At 43.9% G+C, this 16,136-nt stretch carries 16 protein-coding genes; 9 read left to right on the forward strand and 7 right to left on the reverse strand.

Annotation, left to right across the window (positions count from 1 at the left end):
• Positions 1 to 107: 107 nt before the first annotated feature.
• Positions 108 to 317: a hypothetical protein gene (locus H9629_RS04335; RefSeq protein WP_064096547.1), complete on the forward strand. Its 210-nt coding sequence runs from the start codon at positions 108 to 110 to the stop codon at positions 315 to 317.
• A 43-nt stretch (positions 318 to 360) separates the two neighbouring features.
• Here H9629_RS04335 and H9629_RS04340 read toward each other — a convergent pair whose 3' ends face one another.
• Complete coding sequence (locus H9629_RS04340) at positions 361 to 807, reverse strand: universal stress protein (RefSeq protein WP_064096546.1); 447 nt, start codon at positions 805 to 807, stop codon at positions 361 to 363.
• Positions 808 to 953: 146 nt separating this feature from the next.
• On the reverse strand, positions 954 to 1,397 hold the full coding sequence (locus H9629_RS04345) for a universal stress protein (RefSeq protein WP_064096545.1): 444 nt from the start codon (positions 1,395 to 1,397) through the stop codon (positions 954 to 956).
• Positions 1,398 to 1,664: 267 nt separating this feature from the next.
• Between H9629_RS04345 and H9629_RS04350 the strand changes: the two genes are divergently transcribed.
• Both H9629_RS04350 and H9629_RS04355 read left to right on the forward strand, forming a co-directional pair.
• A complete protein-coding gene (locus tag H9629_RS04350) occupies positions 1,665 to 2,651 on the forward strand; it encodes an alpha/beta hydrolase (protein ID WP_191730590.1) in 987 nt (328 codons plus the stop codon).
• Positions 2,652 to 2,739: 88 nt separating this feature from the next.
• Positions 2,740 to 3,084 carry an SMR family transporter gene (locus tag H9629_RS04355; protein WP_004645439.1) on the forward strand — a complete coding sequence of 115 codons (345 nt, stop codon included), beginning with the start codon at positions 2,740 to 2,742 and terminating at the stop codon, positions 3,082 to 3,084.
• Positions 3,085 to 3,123: 39 nt separating this feature from the next.
• On the opposite strand, the gene H9629_RS04360 is transcribed toward H9629_RS04355, so the two are convergent.
• The 4 genes from H9629_RS04360 to aceR all read right to left on the reverse strand — a co-directional run bounded on the left by H9629_RS04360 (position 3,124) and on the right by aceR (position 7,100).
• The gene (locus H9629_RS04360) at positions 3,124 to 4,299 is read right to left on the reverse strand and encodes a benzoate/H(+) symporter BenE family transporter (RefSeq protein ID WP_064096669.1); all 1,176 of its coding nucleotides are present in this window, start codon (positions 4,297 to 4,299) and stop codon (positions 3,124 to 3,126) included.
• A 108-nt stretch (positions 4,300 to 4,407) separates the two neighbouring features.
• Positions 4,408 to 5,067 carry a leucine efflux protein LeuE gene (gene leuE, locus H9629_RS04365; RefSeq protein WP_064102707.1) on the reverse strand — a complete coding sequence of 220 codons (660 nt, stop codon included), beginning with the start codon at positions 5,065 to 5,067 and terminating at the stop codon, positions 4,408 to 4,410.
• 75 nt (positions 5,068 to 5,142) lie between these two features.
• Entirely contained in the window at positions 5,143 to 6,120 is a 978-nt protein-coding gene (gene tal / locus H9629_RS04370) for a transaldolase (protein ID WP_064102706.1), read from the reverse strand.
• 89 nt (positions 6,121 to 6,209) lie between these two features.
• A complete protein-coding gene (aceR, locus tag H9629_RS04375) occupies positions 6,210 to 7,100 on the reverse strand; it encodes an HTH-type transcriptional regulator AceR (RefSeq protein WP_064102705.1) in 891 nt (296 codons plus the stop codon).
• A 98-nt stretch (positions 7,101 to 7,198) separates the two neighbouring features.
• Here aceR and H9629_RS04380 point away from each other — a divergent pair, with 98 nt between their 5' ends.
• Both H9629_RS04380 and H9629_RS04385 read left to right on the forward strand, forming a co-directional pair.
• Positions 7,199 to 7,648 carry an AceI family chlorhexidine efflux PACE transporter gene (locus tag H9629_RS04380; protein ID WP_064096540.1) on the forward strand — a complete coding sequence of 150 codons (450 nt, stop codon included), beginning with the start codon at positions 7,199 to 7,201 and terminating at the stop codon, positions 7,646 to 7,648.
• 164 nt (positions 7,649 to 7,812) lie between these two features.
• Entirely contained in the window at positions 7,813 to 10,002 is a 2,190-nt protein-coding gene (locus H9629_RS04385) for a lactonase family protein (RefSeq protein ID WP_191730591.1), read from the forward strand.
• Between the two features lie 53 nt (positions 10,003 to 10,055).
• Here the strand turns inward: H9629_RS04385 and H9629_RS04390 are convergent, their stop codons facing one another.
• Positions 10,056 to 11,573 (reverse strand): acetyl-CoA C-acetyltransferase, encoded by a 1,518-nt coding sequence (locus H9629_RS04390; RefSeq protein ID WP_144723798.1) that lies wholly within the window; start codon positions 11,571 to 11,573, stop codon positions 10,056 to 10,058.
• A gap of 240 nt (positions 11,574 to 11,813) precedes the next feature.
• Between H9629_RS04390 and H9629_RS04395 the strand changes: the two genes are divergently transcribed.
• The 4 genes from H9629_RS04395 (at position 11,814) to H9629_RS04410 (ending at position 16,063) form a co-directional block, all read left to right on the forward strand.
• Positions 11,814 to 13,205 carry a 3-oxoacyl-ACP reductase gene (locus H9629_RS04395; protein ID WP_144723799.1) on the forward strand — a complete coding sequence of 464 codons (1,392 nt, stop codon included), beginning with the start codon at positions 11,814 to 11,816 and terminating at the stop codon, positions 13,203 to 13,205.
• A gap of 156 nt (positions 13,206 to 13,361) precedes the next feature.
• The gene (locus H9629_RS04400) at positions 13,362 to 14,216 is read left to right on the forward strand and encodes a MaoC family dehydratase (RefSeq protein ID WP_064102700.1); all 855 of its coding nucleotides are present in this window, start codon (positions 13,362 to 13,364) and stop codon (positions 14,214 to 14,216) included.
• Positions 14,217 to 14,275: 59 nt separating this feature from the next.
• Complete coding sequence (locus H9629_RS04405; protein ID WP_081408819.1) at positions 14,276 to 15,541, forward strand: serine hydrolase domain-containing protein; 1,266 nt, start codon at positions 14,276 to 14,278, stop codon at positions 15,539 to 15,541.
• 78 nt (positions 15,542 to 15,619) lie between these two features.
• A complete protein-coding gene (locus tag H9629_RS04410) occupies positions 15,620 to 16,063 on the forward strand; it encodes a copper resistance protein NlpE N-terminal domain-containing protein (protein WP_144723800.1) in 444 nt (147 codons plus the stop codon).
• Positions 16,064 to 16,136 lie beyond the last annotated feature (73 nt).

Consider the following 16,136-nt stretch of genomic DNA (forward strand, 5'->3'; position numbering starts at 1 on the left):
TATCAAAGGGTGTTACAGTATGATTATACGGAAAAGAGTATTTGTTTATTAAGCTGTAAGCTAGGTAAAGGGATCTACAGATTCACTTACTAGAGGTTGTCCAAGATATGTTAGTGAAAATTGAAGATGGTTTTTATTTAAATAGCCAGCATATTATTGCCATACATGTCAGCAAGAATCCTGAAAATGGTTTATTTGAAATTTCTATTCAATATACGCCGCATTCTATTCAGCAGGTCGGAGAATACAAAAAAGTATTTCAAAGCCAACTTGATGCTGAAATTTTCTTAAGTGAACTCAATCAAAAGCTCCGTTAAAAGCCTGCATGACGCAGGCTCTGCTTTGATCAGGTACTATTATTTATTGTCTGACGATGAGTACAGGTATTGGAGAAATTGCCAGAACATTCTGCGCTACGCTGCCGAGCATCAGTTTTTGCAGGCCCTTACGGCCATGTGAGCCCATGATGATGAGATCAGCTGATGATTCATCTGCAGCCTGCATAATGCCTTCTGAGGGTGGCATACCATGCACGACTTTTGTTGTAACCTCTATGCCATCACGAACAAAGTTCAATTTTAGCTCGTTTAAACGATCAAGTGCATTTTGTTCTGCATGCATAAAGTAGTCTGTGACTGCCGGAGCAACTTTGTAGAAATCTACGCCCGTGAAGGGGTCCACTGCAATCACACTGAGCAAAGTAACATGGCTATGAAAAACTTTGGCCAGCTCGAGGGCATGTTCTGCGGCAGCATAGGAAATCGGGGATTCATCGACTGCTACGAGAATATGATCATAGTTATTCATGGTGCTTCCTCATATTTATTATGGTGCTAAGGGCGAATATGGCTTGAATGAATGAATCGCTACAGGATGTCTTGTTTGAACTGCAAAAATAACTGAAAAGATAAATGAATAAGTACTGCGCATCCTGAAGATGCGCAGTAACTGGATTATTTTTTCACGATCAATACCGGGATTTCACTTGCACCCAAAACATCCTGTGCAAAGCTGCCTAGAATCATTTTCTGGAAGCCTTTGCGACCATGAGAACCCATGACAATCAAGTCCGCGTTTACTTCATTGGCGGTTTGCGCAATATGCTCTGCATTGACTAAACCTGTGACTATGCGGGAGTCTGCTTCAATACCTTCAGCGGCTGCGATGGCAGTAGCTTCTTTCAATGCCTTTTTGGCATTAGCATGTGCCTCGACAAAATATTCTTTCATGATAGAAGAGCTGTAATAAAAATCAGCCTCGGTAAAAGGATCTTCTGCAATCAGGCTGATCAGAGAAAGCTGACTACCGAATGCCTTGGCAATTTTGGCAGCATGTCTTACTGCAGAAAAGGAAATTTCTGAACCGTCCACTGGGACTAAAATATGTTGATAGGTCATGGCTTTTCTCCGCAGGTTGTTTAATTTTTGCCTTGGTTTATTGATAGCATAGTGCTGTAACAGGTGCAATTGCAAAAAAGCGGTAAAATTGAAAAAACTCATTAAATTACAAATATTTTTAATGTAAAAGTAATGAAAAAAACAGAGTAAAAAACTCGGGATAGCAGTTTTGATGATCAAAAAAAATTGGATGAATGGTCCTCGTTTACACAAGGATGGTTTAGACTACTTTAGCCTGTTTTTAGATCATATATAGAGGAGACAGTGTTGAGGTTTTTCGCTATTCATCTTTTGCTAATAAGTTCAGTCATCCTCTCCGGTTGCCAGACTGTACAGAACAGTAAAGTTATTGCCAGTGCTTTTAACCTGACCACGGGCTTGCAGCAAAAATTGATGGATCGTTATGCGCCTGGTGCTGTCATCGTGCAGCAAAATATTGTCTATGCGCCGCAGCAAAACTTGTCTCTGGATCTGTATCAGCCACAGAATATTGCCAGTATTGGCCCACGCCCCACTATTGTCTGGATTCATGGGGGAGGCTGGATTTCAGGTTCTAAAGAACATGCGCGGGGATATTTCAAGCTTCTGGCCGCTCAAGGTTATAATGTAGTCTCCGTACAATATCAGTTTGCGCCTAAAGCTACCTATCCTAGCCAGCTACACCAGATCAATCAGGCACTCAAATTTCTAGATACTTATGCAGACACCTACCATATTGATGCCCAGAACTTATATCTGGCCGGGGATTCTGCCGGAGCCAATCTCGCCAGTCATTATGCTGCACTTTTGACTAATCCCGCATTTGCCGAGCAATCCGGTATTCAGCCTTATCTGCAACCCGGGCAGCTTAAAGGGCTGGTTCTGCACTGCGGGATATATGATCTGGAAGCATTTGCCAGCACTGCACCTGAAGAAATGAAAATTGTGGAATGGGGGGTATATAACCTGATTCAGGCTTATACGGGTGAGCGCAAGAATGATGCGACATTTTTAAAGCATATTTCTCCGATTCAGTATATTACACCGTCTTATCCACCGGTGTTCATCAGTGGAGGCAATAAGGACTTTCTGACCGATACCCAGTCTTTGCCTTTTGTGAAAGCCTTAAAGGAGCAGCAGATTCCGGTGACTGCAGTGTTTTATCCGGAATCTAAAGCCTGGCTGATTCATGAATATCAGTTTTTTATGGGCAAGAAAGAAAGTCAGGAAACTTTTATCAAGACGCTGGGTTTTTTACATCAGCTTTCCCCTTAAAGATGGGATTAAGCAGGATGAATTTCTTATGTCTAGTTTTAGTCAATAGCCCCGACAAATCATTAAAAAATATTCTGGAGTTTAAGAGATGAATCCTGTCTCATGGGCATATTTATTGTTGGCTTTGGCCATCATTGCAGAAGTAACTGGATCTACATTTCTGGTGAAGTCGGAAGGTTTTACCCGATTATGGCCTTCTCTAGCTGTGGTCATTTTATTCTGTATTGCGTTTTATTTACTCTCTCAGGTGATTAAAGTAATTCCTTTAGGCATTGCCTATGCGATTTGGGCGGGAGTAGGCATCGTTCTTACGGCAATTGTAGGCTATGTCATATTTAAACAGGCGCTGGATTTGCCAGCTTTTATCGGGATTGCACTGATCATTTCCGGTGTGGTGGTGATTAACCTGTTTTCCCAAACTGCAGGGCATTAAAAAGGCAGACAAAGTAGCTGCCTCATTTCTACAATAAGCTTATGCCATTTGCGGTTTAAGTTTAAATAGCAAATAAACCGTCAAACCAAGTAGCAGCCCCCAGAAAGCTGAACCGATTCCAAAAAACTGGATATTGGATGCACTAAACAGGAAGGTCATCAGTGCCGCTTCACGGTCGTGACTGTCCTGAAAAGCCAGCGCAATATTGTGGCCAATGGTGCCAAACAGGGCAATTCCTGCTAAGACGGTAATCAGAATCCCCGGAAAAGTCATCAGTACACTGGTCAAGGTCGCAGCAAAAAAACCCATCAAAATATAAAACAGGCCGCAGCTCATCCCTGCAATATAACGTTTGGCCGGATCAGGATGCGCTTGGGCATCCAGACTGACTGCCGCACTGATTGCGGCAAGGTTGACACTGAAACAGCCAAAGGGTGCCAACATTGCCTGGGTAATACCCGTCCAGCCTAAAATCGGATTGACCTTGGGTGGATAGCCATAACTTTTAATCACAGCCAAGCCGGGCAGGTATTGCGATGCCAGGTTAATCACCAATAAGGGCAAGGCTAAGCCTAAAAGGGCTTGTAGGCTAAATTCAGGCGTAGTCCAGACCGGCTGGGCAATACTCCAGTTCAGTGCAGGAATAGTGAAATCAATAAAGAAAGGGCATAGGAGGATAGCCATCAAGACAGTAATCACGATGCTATAACGCATACTCAGTTTTTTGGAAACCAGATAAACTGCCAGTACACAAAGTACAAATGGCCAGGACTGTTGCAGACTGCCAAAGACCGAGATGCCAAATTTTAATAGCACACCTGCCAGCATGGCACTGGTCAAACTTTGTGGAATAAACTGGAAAATTCGCTCGAAAATTCCAAAAAATCCCAGACAGGCAATCAGGATACCTGAAATCAGAAAAGCGCCAATTGCTTCACCCAGACTATAGTGACCGGCAGAAGCAATGACCAGCGCCAGACCGGCAGTCGACCAGGCGGTTGAAATCGGATAGCGATATTTCCAGGAAAGCAGAAACCCGGAAACTCCAATACCTATACCCAGTGCCCATAACCAGGAACTGATTTGTGCAGCATTGGCACCCAGACTTTGCGCAGCTTCAATGACCAGTACGGCAGAAACACTGATACCAATCATGCAGGTAATAAAACCGGCCATGATGGCAGGAAAGGAGAGATCTTGTAAAAGTTTAGGCATCATCCATGACACTATTTCTAAATGCGTTTAAATCATACGCTTTTCATGTATCAAAACAATGCTTTTAACAAATTTAAGAAAGGCGAAAGGGGTTGAAAAACCTGGATTCTAGAATGTTGAGGTCGCCAGTTTAAGACCAAAACCACAAAATAGAATCCCGACCGCCGCGACACAGCTGGCAGTTACTTTATAATTCTGGTTGAAATAGGACGCCAGTTTAACCCCAGAAACAATCAGGATTGAAAGATAGGTCATGCTGATCAATTGCAGGATCACAGCCAGTATCGTGAATGTCAGGGCAGGGTAAGGATAGGCAGGATCGACAAATTGCACAAAAAAAGACAGGTAAAACAGAATTGCTTTGGGATTTAAGATGCTAATGGTAAGTGCGGTACGAAAGGGCTGAATCGATTCTACCGTATCTGAGGTCGTCTTTTTAATCTGTACACGTTGCGATGCCTTTGCCGGAAAGAAAGTCTGATAGGCTGCAATGAGCAGCTTGATACCGAGGTAACTGAGATAGATCGCTCCGATAATTTTCAGGGCGATAAACAGTACCGGAAAGGCATGTAGAAGCGAGGCCGCACCCAGTGCTGTACATGTAATCAGGATCAGGTCGCCTGTATATACCCCCAATGCGCCCTTATAACCTGTTTTAATGCCAAAACGGGAGGCAATCGACATGACATACAGAGAGTTCGGTCCGGGTAGTAACACAATCAACGTAGTTCCAATGATAAAGGTCGTTAGATCTGTGATACCAAACACGAAAAGCTCGCAAGAACAAAAAAGCCGATGCGGCATTATAGCAACATCGGCTTGGAGAAACTGGCTAAATTTTCTTTAAATTTCAGTGGTACTCAGGAAAGTTTCACGTAATAAAGCAGCCAGTTGTTCCCGTGCTTTAATGAAACCATCAATGCCGCCTTGCAATAATTCACTGGCCATCGGATCCTGTTTCAATTGTGCATCAAAATCGGCATGGCTGATTGGACTGAGTTCACCTTGAACTTGAATATCTTTGGCTGAGAGTTGCGCTTGCACTTCACGCTGATCATTTTCCAGTTCGGCCAGCAGGTTTGGTGCTACCGTGAGCAGGTCGCAGCCGCTCAAGCCTAAAACCTGGTCAATACTACGGAAGCTGGCCCCCATGATTTCAGTCTGAATACCGTGTGCCTTGTAGAATTCATAAATACGCTTGACCGAAAGTACACCCGGATCTTTTTCAATCGGGTAAGCTTCAACACCTTCAGCTTTTTTGTACCAGTCCAGAATACGACCGACAAAAGGCGAGATTAAGGTTACTTTTGCATCCGCACAGGCATGGGCCTGGTGCTGGCCAAATAATAAAGTCAGGTTGGTATGAATACCTTCTTCTTCCAGCGCTTTTGCTGCCTGGATACCTTGCCAGGTAGAGGCAATCTTGATCAGGATGCGGTCTGAATCAATTCCATATTGTGCATAAAGTGCCAGCAGTTCTTTGGCTTTGGCAATCGTAGCTTCGGTATCAAAGGAGAGCGAAGCATCGACTTCTGTCGAAACACGGCCTTCAACCAGTTTTAAGATTTCAACCCCGAATTTGACCGTCAAAATATCAATGGTACGTTCGATCAGGGCATTATCCACATAACCTTCTTGCTGGGCCTGCTCAAAAGCAGCTTCAATTAAAGCCTGATTTTCAGGTTGTTTCGCTGCTGCAGTAATCAGCGATGGATTGGTCGTCGCATCCAGAGGGCGAAATTTTTCAATTGCACTTAAATCACTGCTATCTGCCACAATGGTCGTCAAGTTTTTTAATTGGTTTAACGCAGTTAATGTCATTACGATCTAGTTCTATGGTTATTGCTTATGCATTCTTATATATCATAAATAGCCGGTTAACCAAGTAGACTGTCGTTGAATTTCTGTGATTAATGCCCGATTTGACGTTGTTTGCGCAAGTGATCAATCAAAAAATGAGCAGCTGTGCCTAGTCGGGTTTCCCGGCTCCAGACCAGATCAACAAAATATGCAAACTTTGGCGTGAAATCGAGCAGGTTTAAAACCTGTAACTGATCTTGCAAATGTGGCTGCTCATTCAGCATCTCGAGTGGCAGAACCCCCCAGCCCAGTCCTTGCTGAATCATGCTGCAAGCCGAGTGATGGTTGTCGGTGCGCCAGTAATTTCTTGAAAAGAGCAGTTCTGGCTTGATGGTGCGATCGCGACTGGCCACCACAATCTGCCTGTTTTGCAAAATCTGTTCATAGCTGACTTGAGCAAACTGACTTAAGGGGTGCTGTTTGGCGACTACAGCGACCAGCACCTCACGCTTTACTTCCACAAACTGTTCACGGGTTTCCAGTTGTTCGCGTTCAAACATCAGGGCCAGCTGTGCTGAACCTTCAAACAGCATACGATGTGCATCTTCCTGAGGTGCACTAAAGACATTGATTTGCAGTGAGGGAAATTCCTGTTCCAGCAACACGATATAATCGGTCCAGCGCGTATGCAGCAATTCTGATACCACGACGATATTCAGTTCAGATTCTTGGCCTGAACTTAAGGCTTGAGCGTGCTGTATCCACTGGTTCATTTCTACCAGTAATTGCTGGGTTTTCTCATACAGTACCTGTGCCTGCGGGGTCGGTTTAGGTTCACGGCCAGAGCGCTGGAACAGCTCCAGATTCAGGTCAATTTCCAGATTGGCAATCGCCATACTGACTGCTGAAGGTACTTTACCCAGTTGACGCGCAGCCGCAGAGAAAGAACCGGCTTCCATCACGGTTTTGAACATCAGCAGTTGTTCCTGATTAACATTCATAGTTCAATCTTTCATTTTTATTGATGGATTCTAACTCGAATAATCAGGTTTAAAGAAATATAATTTCTAAACTCTCTAATGAATTAAGCTGATTTGATATGTTAATTACCAAAAGAAGACTGATTCATGCCACCTTATATGAAGGTATTCTACTGGTCGTGATCGCTGTCCTGCTAAGTACATTGATGCATATGCCTCTTGAGGTAACAGGCGTTCTCGGGATTGCTATGGCTGTGACTTCAGTACTCTGGAATATGCTGTTTAATCATTATTTTGAAAAGTTTGAAGCGAAACATCGCTTGAAAAGGACTATTAAAGTGCGGATTGCCCATGCAATTGGCTTTGAAGGCGGTTTGATGCTAGCGACTATTCCAATGGTGGCTTATGCCTTACACATGAGTCTGGGTCAAGCTTTTTTGCTGGACTTAGCTTTAACCCTTTGTATCCTCGTATATACCTTTATCTTCCAGTGGATTTATGATCATCTAGAAGCCAGGCTGGGGCTAGAGCCGGATTATCGGAAAATCTCATCATCACATAAGCCATAAAAAATACCACACAGTTCAGACTCCTTTAGGGAAAATGCCAAAGGTGAAATATTCAGCGATGAGGACTTGATCAGGTCCTCATTTTTTATGCTCGAACCCTACTGAAAATTAAGCTATAAGACTCTGATTTTTTATTTTAATTTTTAAAATTATTGGGGAATTTAATGTTGTTTAGGTATACGGTCTTGTCAGTATTCATTGGATTATTGGTCTCTGGATGTGGAGGCGGAGGAAGCGATAGCAGTACCTCACAGCCAACAGGACCAGATTCAGTGATAACACCAGGTACGGGAGAGCAGCTGAGCAAAATTGCAGAGTTTAAGGTTCTGGATATAGGTTCAGAATTAAGCGCAGGAAATTTTGGTCTGACCAGCTGGAATCCTACCGCCATGGTGGTAGAGGGCGATGTTCTTTATATTGCCAACAGCCAGGCAGAATCGAATATTTTACGTTATGACTTAAGAAAAAAACGTGCACTGAGCTCTATAGATCCTATGAAAATTTCGGGTCTGGCCAAAAAATGGGACAGTCTGAATGATCTGGAAATTCATGCAGGGCGTTTATATGTGGCCAACTATGGCTCAAACCGAATTGATATTCTAGATATTAGTGGTGAACAGCCGAGCTTCATTATGGCACTCGGCACAGGTGTATGGTGGGGCGATGCGCTTAATTATGCGCTGGTACATAGCAATGCAGTGACTGCCGATGATCGTTACGTTTATGTGCCTGATATTGAAGGCCGCATTAATGTGTGGCGTCAAAGTGATGTAACGGCGCAAAACCATTTAAAAGCGCAGAAATTTGCACGGCTCAGCTTGCCGGGCTGTGCACGCAACTGTAATGCACGCATGGAAGTCATAGGTGATTATCTGTATACCAGCCTGCCGGATGGTATGACCTATGTCCACGATATCAATCAGATTCAGGAAAATGAAAATAATATTGCGCCCATTTTAACAGAAACCAATTTGTCGGCAGTCATGCATCGCCATAACGATGGCTTGGTCTATGTGTCACGGAATGATGGCACTGTAGAAAGTTACAAGGAAAAATCCTTTAATCTTGACTCTATCTTACCCAATAAAAGTATAGATACCTTCCGAGATTGTATTTTAAAAGGGCAAAATCAGAGCAGTCGACTGGCCAAGGCCAGCGATCTTTATATTTATGGTCAGAATCTATTACACATGGCCAATCAGAAAATTTATATTCTGCCAATGCTGACCCTGCAACAGAATAAATCGACTCAACTCAGTCCACCTGTGATCTTGACCGAATCTCAGGCACGCGAGAGAAGCCGTGTTTTACAGGATGGTGAATCATGGGAAACCTTGACCAATAGCAGCCAGCGTCATGTTTATATGAACCAGATTTTATCGGCAACATTAAATGGCAACCACCTGCATGTGCAAAGTTACAGTGCTGTGCCTGTACGTGATTTGCAGATTCGTGCCAAGATTAAAAACTCAGAAGACTGGGTGATTCTGGCTAAGCTGGATCAGTTGATGCCATTTTCGAAGGCAAATTTTGATCTCAAGTTGACCGATCAATCCCGTTTCCCGTTACTTGATGGCACAGGCTCGATCCAGCTGGCAGGTCTGAGTCAGACCACGCAAAACCCAAGCAATATTTTTGATCTGAAAATTAGCTCTGAGACCGATAAGCACGTCAAAAAGCTGAACCAGATTAAAGCCAAATGGAAAATTTATTTTGGCACCTATAATGAGCCAAATAAATGGTGCCGTATTACGCCGGTCTATGCCCGGGAATGGGTCATGATGATGACCAACCTGGCCTATATGCTCAGTACTCCAGAATTTGAAACCTTATGGTTTAACCATAAATCTGTCATGGGACACGACTTTTTTGGCAATGATGGTCAGGTAGAAGGACCTAACGGTTTCTTTCAGCCAGAAGATTATGTCCGGATCTATGGAGAAATTCTTAACCGCAATGAAATTAATCTTGGCGTGACGAATATGGGTGGTGGTCTGGGAGGTGGAGCAGTATTAGGAGTAGATACCTGGTTATTCTATGGCCACTACAGATTATCTGGCTATCGTATTATTGCACATGAATTCGGACATCATTGGGGCGGGCATAACAGTGCATGGGCAATGGCAGGACATGGTTTTGAAGCCATGGTGGACTGGCTGAATTTCTATTTCCAGCGCCGTCCTGGCTCAATTCCTTATATGGATCCAAATGTGAATGCTTTCCATTTAACGCCGGACAGTGCGCTTTGTCAGGGGCAGGAGATAAACCAGAATATGGTGAAAGATGTAGCATCGACTGCACCGTGGAACAAAGTGGATGAATATTTTAAAAATAATCCAATGCCAAATCGCTAAAACATAAAAAAGCCCCTCAAATGAGGGGCTTTTTAATTGGATCGGTCAACGGATTATTTTTCAATAATTGCCGTTACACCTTGACCACCTGCGGCACAGATCGACACCAGTACGCGGCCTGAACCTTTCTGGTTAATCAGTTTTGCTGCTGTCGCAATGATACGACCGCCAGTTGCTGCAAACGGGTGACCAGCAGCAAGTGAAGAGCCTTTTACGTTCAGTTTTGCACGGTCAATTGAACCTAGTGGAGCGTCTAAACCTAAACGCTCCTTACAGAATTTAGGATCTTCCCACGCTTTTAAAGTACATAATACTTGAGATGCAAAAGCTTCATGAATTTCATAATAGTCGAAGTCTTGCAGTTTCAGACCCGCACGCTCAAGCATGCGTGGTACAGCATAAGCAGGCGCCATCAACAGCCCTTCTTTTTTCTCGACAAAGTCAACTGCAGCAGTTTCCTGGAAAGTCAGGTAAGCCAGCACTTCATGACCGTTTGCCTTCGCCCATTCTTCAGAAGCGAGCAGTACACAAGAAGCACCATCTGTTAACGGCGTAGAGTTACCCGCCGTCATGGTACGTGCATCACCTTTACCAAAAGCAGGTTTAAGTTTTGCCAGCTTCTCGACTGAAGAGTCTGGGCGCAGGTTGTTATCACGCTCAAGGCCTAAGAATGGCGTGATCAGGTCATCAAAGAAACCTTCTTCGTACGCTGCAGCCATTTTCTGGTGTGAAGATGCAGCAAGTTCATCCTGTGCTTCACGGGAAATTCCCCATTCCAGTGTGGTAATCGCCTGATGATCACCCATAGACAGACCTGTGCGTGGCTCGCCATTTTTTGGTGCATCCATCAGGTCTTTCACATTAATCTTGGTCAATGCTTTCAGACGGTCTTTTGCAGTTTTCGCGATATTCAGCTCAAGCAGTGCCTTACGTAGGCCATCACCAAAAGCAATCGGTGCATCGGAAGTCGTATCCACACCACCTGCAATGCCCACTTCGATTTGACCTAAAGCAATCTTGTTGGCAACCAGAAATGCTGCCTGCAAACCAGTACCACAGGCCTGCTGAATGTCATAAGCAGGTGTTTCAGCTGCAAGAGCAGTATTTAGGACACATTCACGGGTCATATTGAAATCACGGCTGTGTTTCAGGACTGCACCGGCAACAACTTCCCCTAAGCGTTGACCTTGTAGATTAAAACGCTCAACCAGACCGTTCAGGGCTGCTGTGAACATATCAGTATTGGATGCCGTAAAGTAAGCACCATTTGAACGTGCAAATGGAATGCGGTTACCACCGATGATCGCAACGCGGCGAACTGTATTTTGGCTCATGTTTGGTACCTGTTGAACAGAAGTTTGTGTTATAGATTTTGAATCTTGTTGGCTTGAAGTCGTTTTTTTGGCACGTGTAGCCGTATTGCGTGTACGCGTGGTTTTAGCCGGACTTTTTTCTGCTGTATTAACTGTATCAGTATTTTTAGTGCTACGCTTAGCACGCGTTGATGGTTTTGACACAGTTTCTGTCGCAGGTTTCTCGACTGCTGGATTTTGTTGAGTTGTTTTGCTCATAAGGCTTGACCAGGCAAATAGATCATCTTCTTGGCGCTTACATTAGCACAGAAGAAGATGGGCTGTATTGACTACAATGACATTACAGACTGCGCTCAGGTCAAGTCATCTGCCTATTATCTCAAGTATGATTGGGCAGAATCTGGTGGATCTGTTGAAATATAAGTGTCTGGCATCATATTGAAGTTTAAGGATAACTTTAGATCAACCAAAAATTAATTTGTATGAGAGATAATAAACATGACTGATCAGTACCAAACTTTTGCAAAATCTCCTATTGGTAAATTTGTCATTAAAAATTTGGGTCTGCCATCCCCAACTTCTTTAGACCGTTTTGAGTCTGCTACGCCAGTGGTAAAAGGTGCAGTATTATTGGGCGCAGCACCAGCAAGTCAATTAACGGGTGCTATTGCTCAGGTTCTGGCAAATATTCATGCCAACAGCTATGCAGGCAATAATGCTGAGTTGCAACAGGCAGCAGCATCCTCCGGGCTGAATCTGGGTGCATTTAACCCGGGTGATAAAGAATCAAAATTCAAGGTCGTTATTTTTGATGCTTCAGGAATCGAAAATTCAGAACAGTTAAAATCACTTTATGATTTCTTTAACCCGATTGCACGTCAGATCCAGAGTTCGGGTCGTGTGGTAATTGTGGGGACTACCCCTGAAACAGCAAAATCGGTGAGCCAGGCGATTGCTCAACGTGCACTGGAAGGTTTCGTGAAATCAGTGGCTAAAGAATTCAAGAAAGGTATCGCAGCAAACCTGATCTATGTCGATGCAGGTGCTGAAGCAAATCTTGAATCTGCATTACGTTTTACGGTTTCGCCACGTTCTGCCTATGTTTCTGGTCAGGTGATCCGTGTTTCACCAGCTGAAAAAGTAGATGTAGACTGGACCAAGCCATTAGCGGGTAAAACTGCGGTTGTGACAGGCGCAAGCCGTGGTATTGGCGAAGCGATTGCCCATGTACTGGCACGTGATGGCGCACATGTCATCTGTCTGGACGTTCCACAACAGCAGGCAGACCTTGACCGCGTAGCCGGTGAGATCGGCGGTTCTACCTTGGCTATTGATATTACAGCTGCAGATGCAGGTGAAAAGATCAAGGCAGCGGCAGCTGAGCATGGCGGCTTAGACATCATTGTGCACAATGCCGGAATTACCCGTGACAAGACCTTGGCCAATATGAAGCCTGAGCTGTGGGATCTGGTGATTAACATCAACCTGTCTGCAATAGAACGCGTGAATGATTATTTAATCTCCCACGATGGTCTAAATGCCAATGGCCGTATTATCTGTGTATCCTCAATTTCTGGGATTGCAGGTAACCTGGGTCAAACCAACTATGCAGCATCTAAAGCCGGTGTGATTGGTGTAGTAAAATTCACAGCACCGACATTAAAAAATGGTATAACCATTAATGCCGTTGCACCAGGCTTTATCGAAACTCAGATGACGGCTGCGATTCCATTTGCGATTCGTGAAGCGGGCCGTCGTATGAATTCGATGAGTCAGGGCGGTCTACCTGTCGATGTTGCAGAAACGATTGCAATGTTTGCTTCTACTGCATCAACAGGTTTAAATGGCAACGTGGTACGTGTATGTGGTCAAAGTCTGTTAGGGGCTTAAAGCACTCAAGTCCTTTCTTGCAGTTTAATTAAAGCTCAGGGAGAGGATTTAGGAGAGGGAGATTAGGGGGATTTTTTAACCCTCTCTCTAACTCTCTCCCAAAGGGAGAGAGACTACACTCATATATAAATGAAAAGAATATTTTAAAGGTTCAGTATGAATACGCGCCATTTTAGTCAACTTCCAAAACCTTATTTAGCCTATCCAAAAGTGATTCAAGGCTTGATTTTTAAAAAGCCGAAAGCTGAAAAAGTTCTACCGCAAGTTGAATATGTGGTGGATTCATTCAAGGTTGATCAGAAACATCTGAAAGCCTATAACGAAGTTTGTGGTTTTAAAAATAATGGGTATATTCCAGCAATCTATCTGACGGTGCTTTCACAAAGTCTGCAAATGCACATGATGACTTCAGAAGCATTTCCGTTTCCGATTTTGGGTCTGGTACATATCCGTAATCAGGTCAAGCAATACCGTAAAATCGGTGTGAATGAGACTTTGACGCTGTCATGTAAGTTTGGCGAATTGCAGCCGCACGATAAAGGCGTTCAGTTTGATTTCATTACTACAGTGAAAGTGGGAGGCGAGGTCGTAGTTGAAGCATTGACGACTTATCTGTCACGTCAAAAGACCAGTGCTAAAGCTGCTGCTAAACCTGTAGAAAGTAGGGCATCAGAATTTAAGCTGAACAATGAATGGAACATCTCTGAAAATACTGGTCGTCGTTATGCTATGACTTCAGGTGATTTTAACCTGATCCATATTCATGCAGTCACAGCGAAAGCCTTTGGCTTTAAACAGGCAATTGCACATGGCATGTGGAGCAAGGCCAAAGCACTGGCGAATCTGTCATTGCCAGATGCCTATGAAGCTGATGTCTGGTTCAAGTTACCGATGTACTTGCCATCTAAAGTTGAGTTCCTGACGGCACAGGCAGCCAATGATACAGACTTCCTGATTCGAAGCAGTAAAAATCAAAAACCGCATGTCACCGGTCATATTAAAGCAATTTAAATCTGAATCAAAAGCCTAAACCCGATTTAGGCTTTTTCATTTTAAGGGATCAATATTCTATGGATAGAATGATGCAGCCAATTAAAGATTATCTGTTTGCTGATCAGCATAATTATCAGGGCAATGTCGATGAGCGTTTCAGTGACCTTGCCCGTCAGTTTAGCCGTTTGCAGGATGCACGTACCGGACAGGGTGGTGCCGCACTGGTGGTATATTTTGAGGGACAAAAGGTCGTCGATATTTATACCGGTAAAAAATCTTTAACTGAAAACTGGCAACCCGATACCATGTCGCTATGTTATTCCACCGGCAAAGGCGTGCTGGCGACTTTGGCGCATATTCTGGTCAGTCAAGGTTATCTGGATTATGATAGACCGGTTGCAGAATACTGGCCTGAATTTGCACAAAAGGGTAAAGAAAATATTACTCTGGCGCATATGCTCAGTCATCAAAGTGGCCTGTTTGATATCCGTAATATGATTGATGATGCCACTGAAATGGCCGACTGGTCGCATATGCTGGACCGGATTGCGGCAGCGGAACCACGTTTTCGAGTTGCAACAGATGCAGCCTATCAACCGCTGACTTTTGGCTGGCAAGTAGGTGGTGTACTGGAAAAAGCGACGGGTAAAAAACTGGGTGAACTGATGCAGGAATATCTGGTACAGCCACTACAGTTAAATGGCGCTTATTTTAGCGTACCGACGCATGAGTTAGCTCGGGTGGCCTTACCTATTTTAAAGCCTAAAATAACCAAGTCTCAAACACAGACTGCGAAAAAAACTGTGTCAAGGCAACCAAGCCTGATGGAACGAGCCTTGGTATGGAGTGGTCAGAGTCCACAGGATTTTCAGGATGGCATGATTCCAAAGGGCATGAAGAACTTTAGTTTCTTTAGTCATGAGGGTCTACAGGCCATTATTCCGTCTGCTAATGGAGTATTTACCGCAGAGAGTCTGGCAAAAATCTATGCCATGCTGGCCAGTCGTGGTGAATGGCAAGGACAGCAACTGATTTCGCAGGAGGTATTCCAGCAACTTAGTCAGGTGCAATATAAAACAAGAGATCGGGTTATGCCTTTACCGATGCACTGGCGCTTGGGTTATCACCGTGTTCTCACTTTAGGAAAAGCCTCTAAAGGTTTTGGTCATATGGGTTTTAATGGCTCTGGTGCCTGGTGCGATCCTGAGCGCGGTTTAAGTTTTGCCTACACACATAACTTTCCTACAGGTTCATTGACCGGAGACTACCGTCTTTGGGGTTTGACTCAGGAAACCTTGCGCTGTGCGGATGCGGTACTGACCGGGCGCAAAGGCTGGCGTTAGATCACCCTGATCCAGGGTTTAATCTATCCTTTAAAATGTGCTATTTTGTGGCGAATTCCAGTTCTGTGAAATGAAAGCATGAAGAAAGTGATATTGATTCCTTTGGTGGTAACCGGTGCTTTATTTGGTTGTCAGGATCAAAATCAATCAGTGACAAATACTGTTGCTGAAGCTAAGGTGCAGCTACCCACATGGGTGGGAAATTATCAGGGCACAACGCCATGTATGGGATGCTTTTCAAGTTGTGAAGACTGTCCCGGCATGGCAGTGGCTTTAACTTTAAATGAAGATCAGACCTTTACTTTACAGCGTGAAAGTTTAAGTGGTCATAATGAAATTGAAACGATGAGCGGGCAGATTCGGTTTCAGGATGAATCACAACAAAAGATCGAACTGCTGAATGTCGATACTCGAAATCTGCTCTATGTCGATCTGAAAAAGCATGTTCTGGAAATTCGTGAAGATCAAACAGGCAAACGCTACCAGATGCAAAGTGACTTTATCCTGTTTGAATCCGTCTGATTTTAAAAAAGCTTCTGTTTTATATCTCTTTTTCAATGATTTTGATCAAGGGATTTTTATTCTTTATAAACCG

This window comes from Acinetobacter pecorum, assembly GCF_014837015.1.
Lineage (GTDB): Bacteria > Pseudomonadota > Gammaproteobacteria > Pseudomonadales > Moraxellaceae > Acinetobacter > Acinetobacter pecorum.

Excerpts from the sequence above, each read along its gene's own strand:
- H9629_RS04335 (WP_064096547.1), top strand. The coding sequence starts at position 108 with ATGTTAGTGAAAATTGAAGATGGTTTTTATTTAAATAGCCAGCATATT.
- tal (WP_064102706.1), bottom strand. The coding sequence starts at position 6,120 with ATGACATTAACTGCGTTAAACCAATTAAAAAACTTGACGACCATTGTG.
- H9629_RS04355 (WP_004645439.1), top strand. The coding sequence starts at position 2,740 with ATGAATCCTGTCTCATGGGCATATTTATTGTTGGCTTTGGCCATCATT.
- H9629_RS04360 (WP_064096669.1), bottom strand. The coding sequence starts at position 4,299 with ATGCCTAAACTTTTACAAGATCTCTCCTTTCCTGCCATCATGGCCGGT.
- H9629_RS04410 (WP_144723800.1), top strand. The coding sequence starts at position 15,620 with ATGAAGAAAGTGATATTGATTCCTTTGGTGGTAACCGGTGCTTTATTT.
- H9629_RS04405 (WP_081408819.1), top strand. The coding sequence starts at position 14,276 with ATGGATAGAATGATGCAGCCAATTAAAGATTATCTGTTTGCTGATCAG.
- H9629_RS04390 (WP_144723798.1), bottom strand. The coding sequence starts at position 11,573 with ATGAGCAAAACAACTCAACAAAATCCAGCAGTCGAGAAACCTGCGACA.
- H9629_RS04385 (WP_191730591.1), top strand. The coding sequence starts at position 7,813 with ATGTTGTTTAGGTATACGGTCTTGTCAGTATTCATTGGATTATTGGTC.
- H9629_RS04380 (WP_064096540.1), top strand. The coding sequence starts at position 7,199 with ATGTTAATTACCAAAAGAAGACTGATTCATGCCACCTTATATGAAGGT.
- aceR (WP_064102705.1), bottom strand. The coding sequence starts at position 7,100 with ATGAATGTTAATCAGGAACAACTGCTGATGTTCAAAACCGTGATGGAA.
- H9629_RS04395 (WP_144723799.1), top strand. The coding sequence starts at position 11,814 with ATGACTGATCAGTACCAAACTTTTGCAAAATCTCCTATTGGTAAATTT.
- H9629_RS04400 (WP_064102700.1), top strand. The coding sequence starts at position 13,362 with ATGAATACGCGCCATTTTAGTCAACTTCCAAAACCTTATTTAGCCTAT.
- H9629_RS04345 (WP_064096545.1), bottom strand. The coding sequence starts at position 1,397 with ATGACCTATCAACATATTTTAGTCCCAGTGGACGGTTCAGAAATTTCC.
- H9629_RS04340 (WP_064096546.1), bottom strand. The coding sequence starts at position 807 with ATGAATAACTATGATCATATTCTCGTAGCAGTCGATGAATCCCCGATT.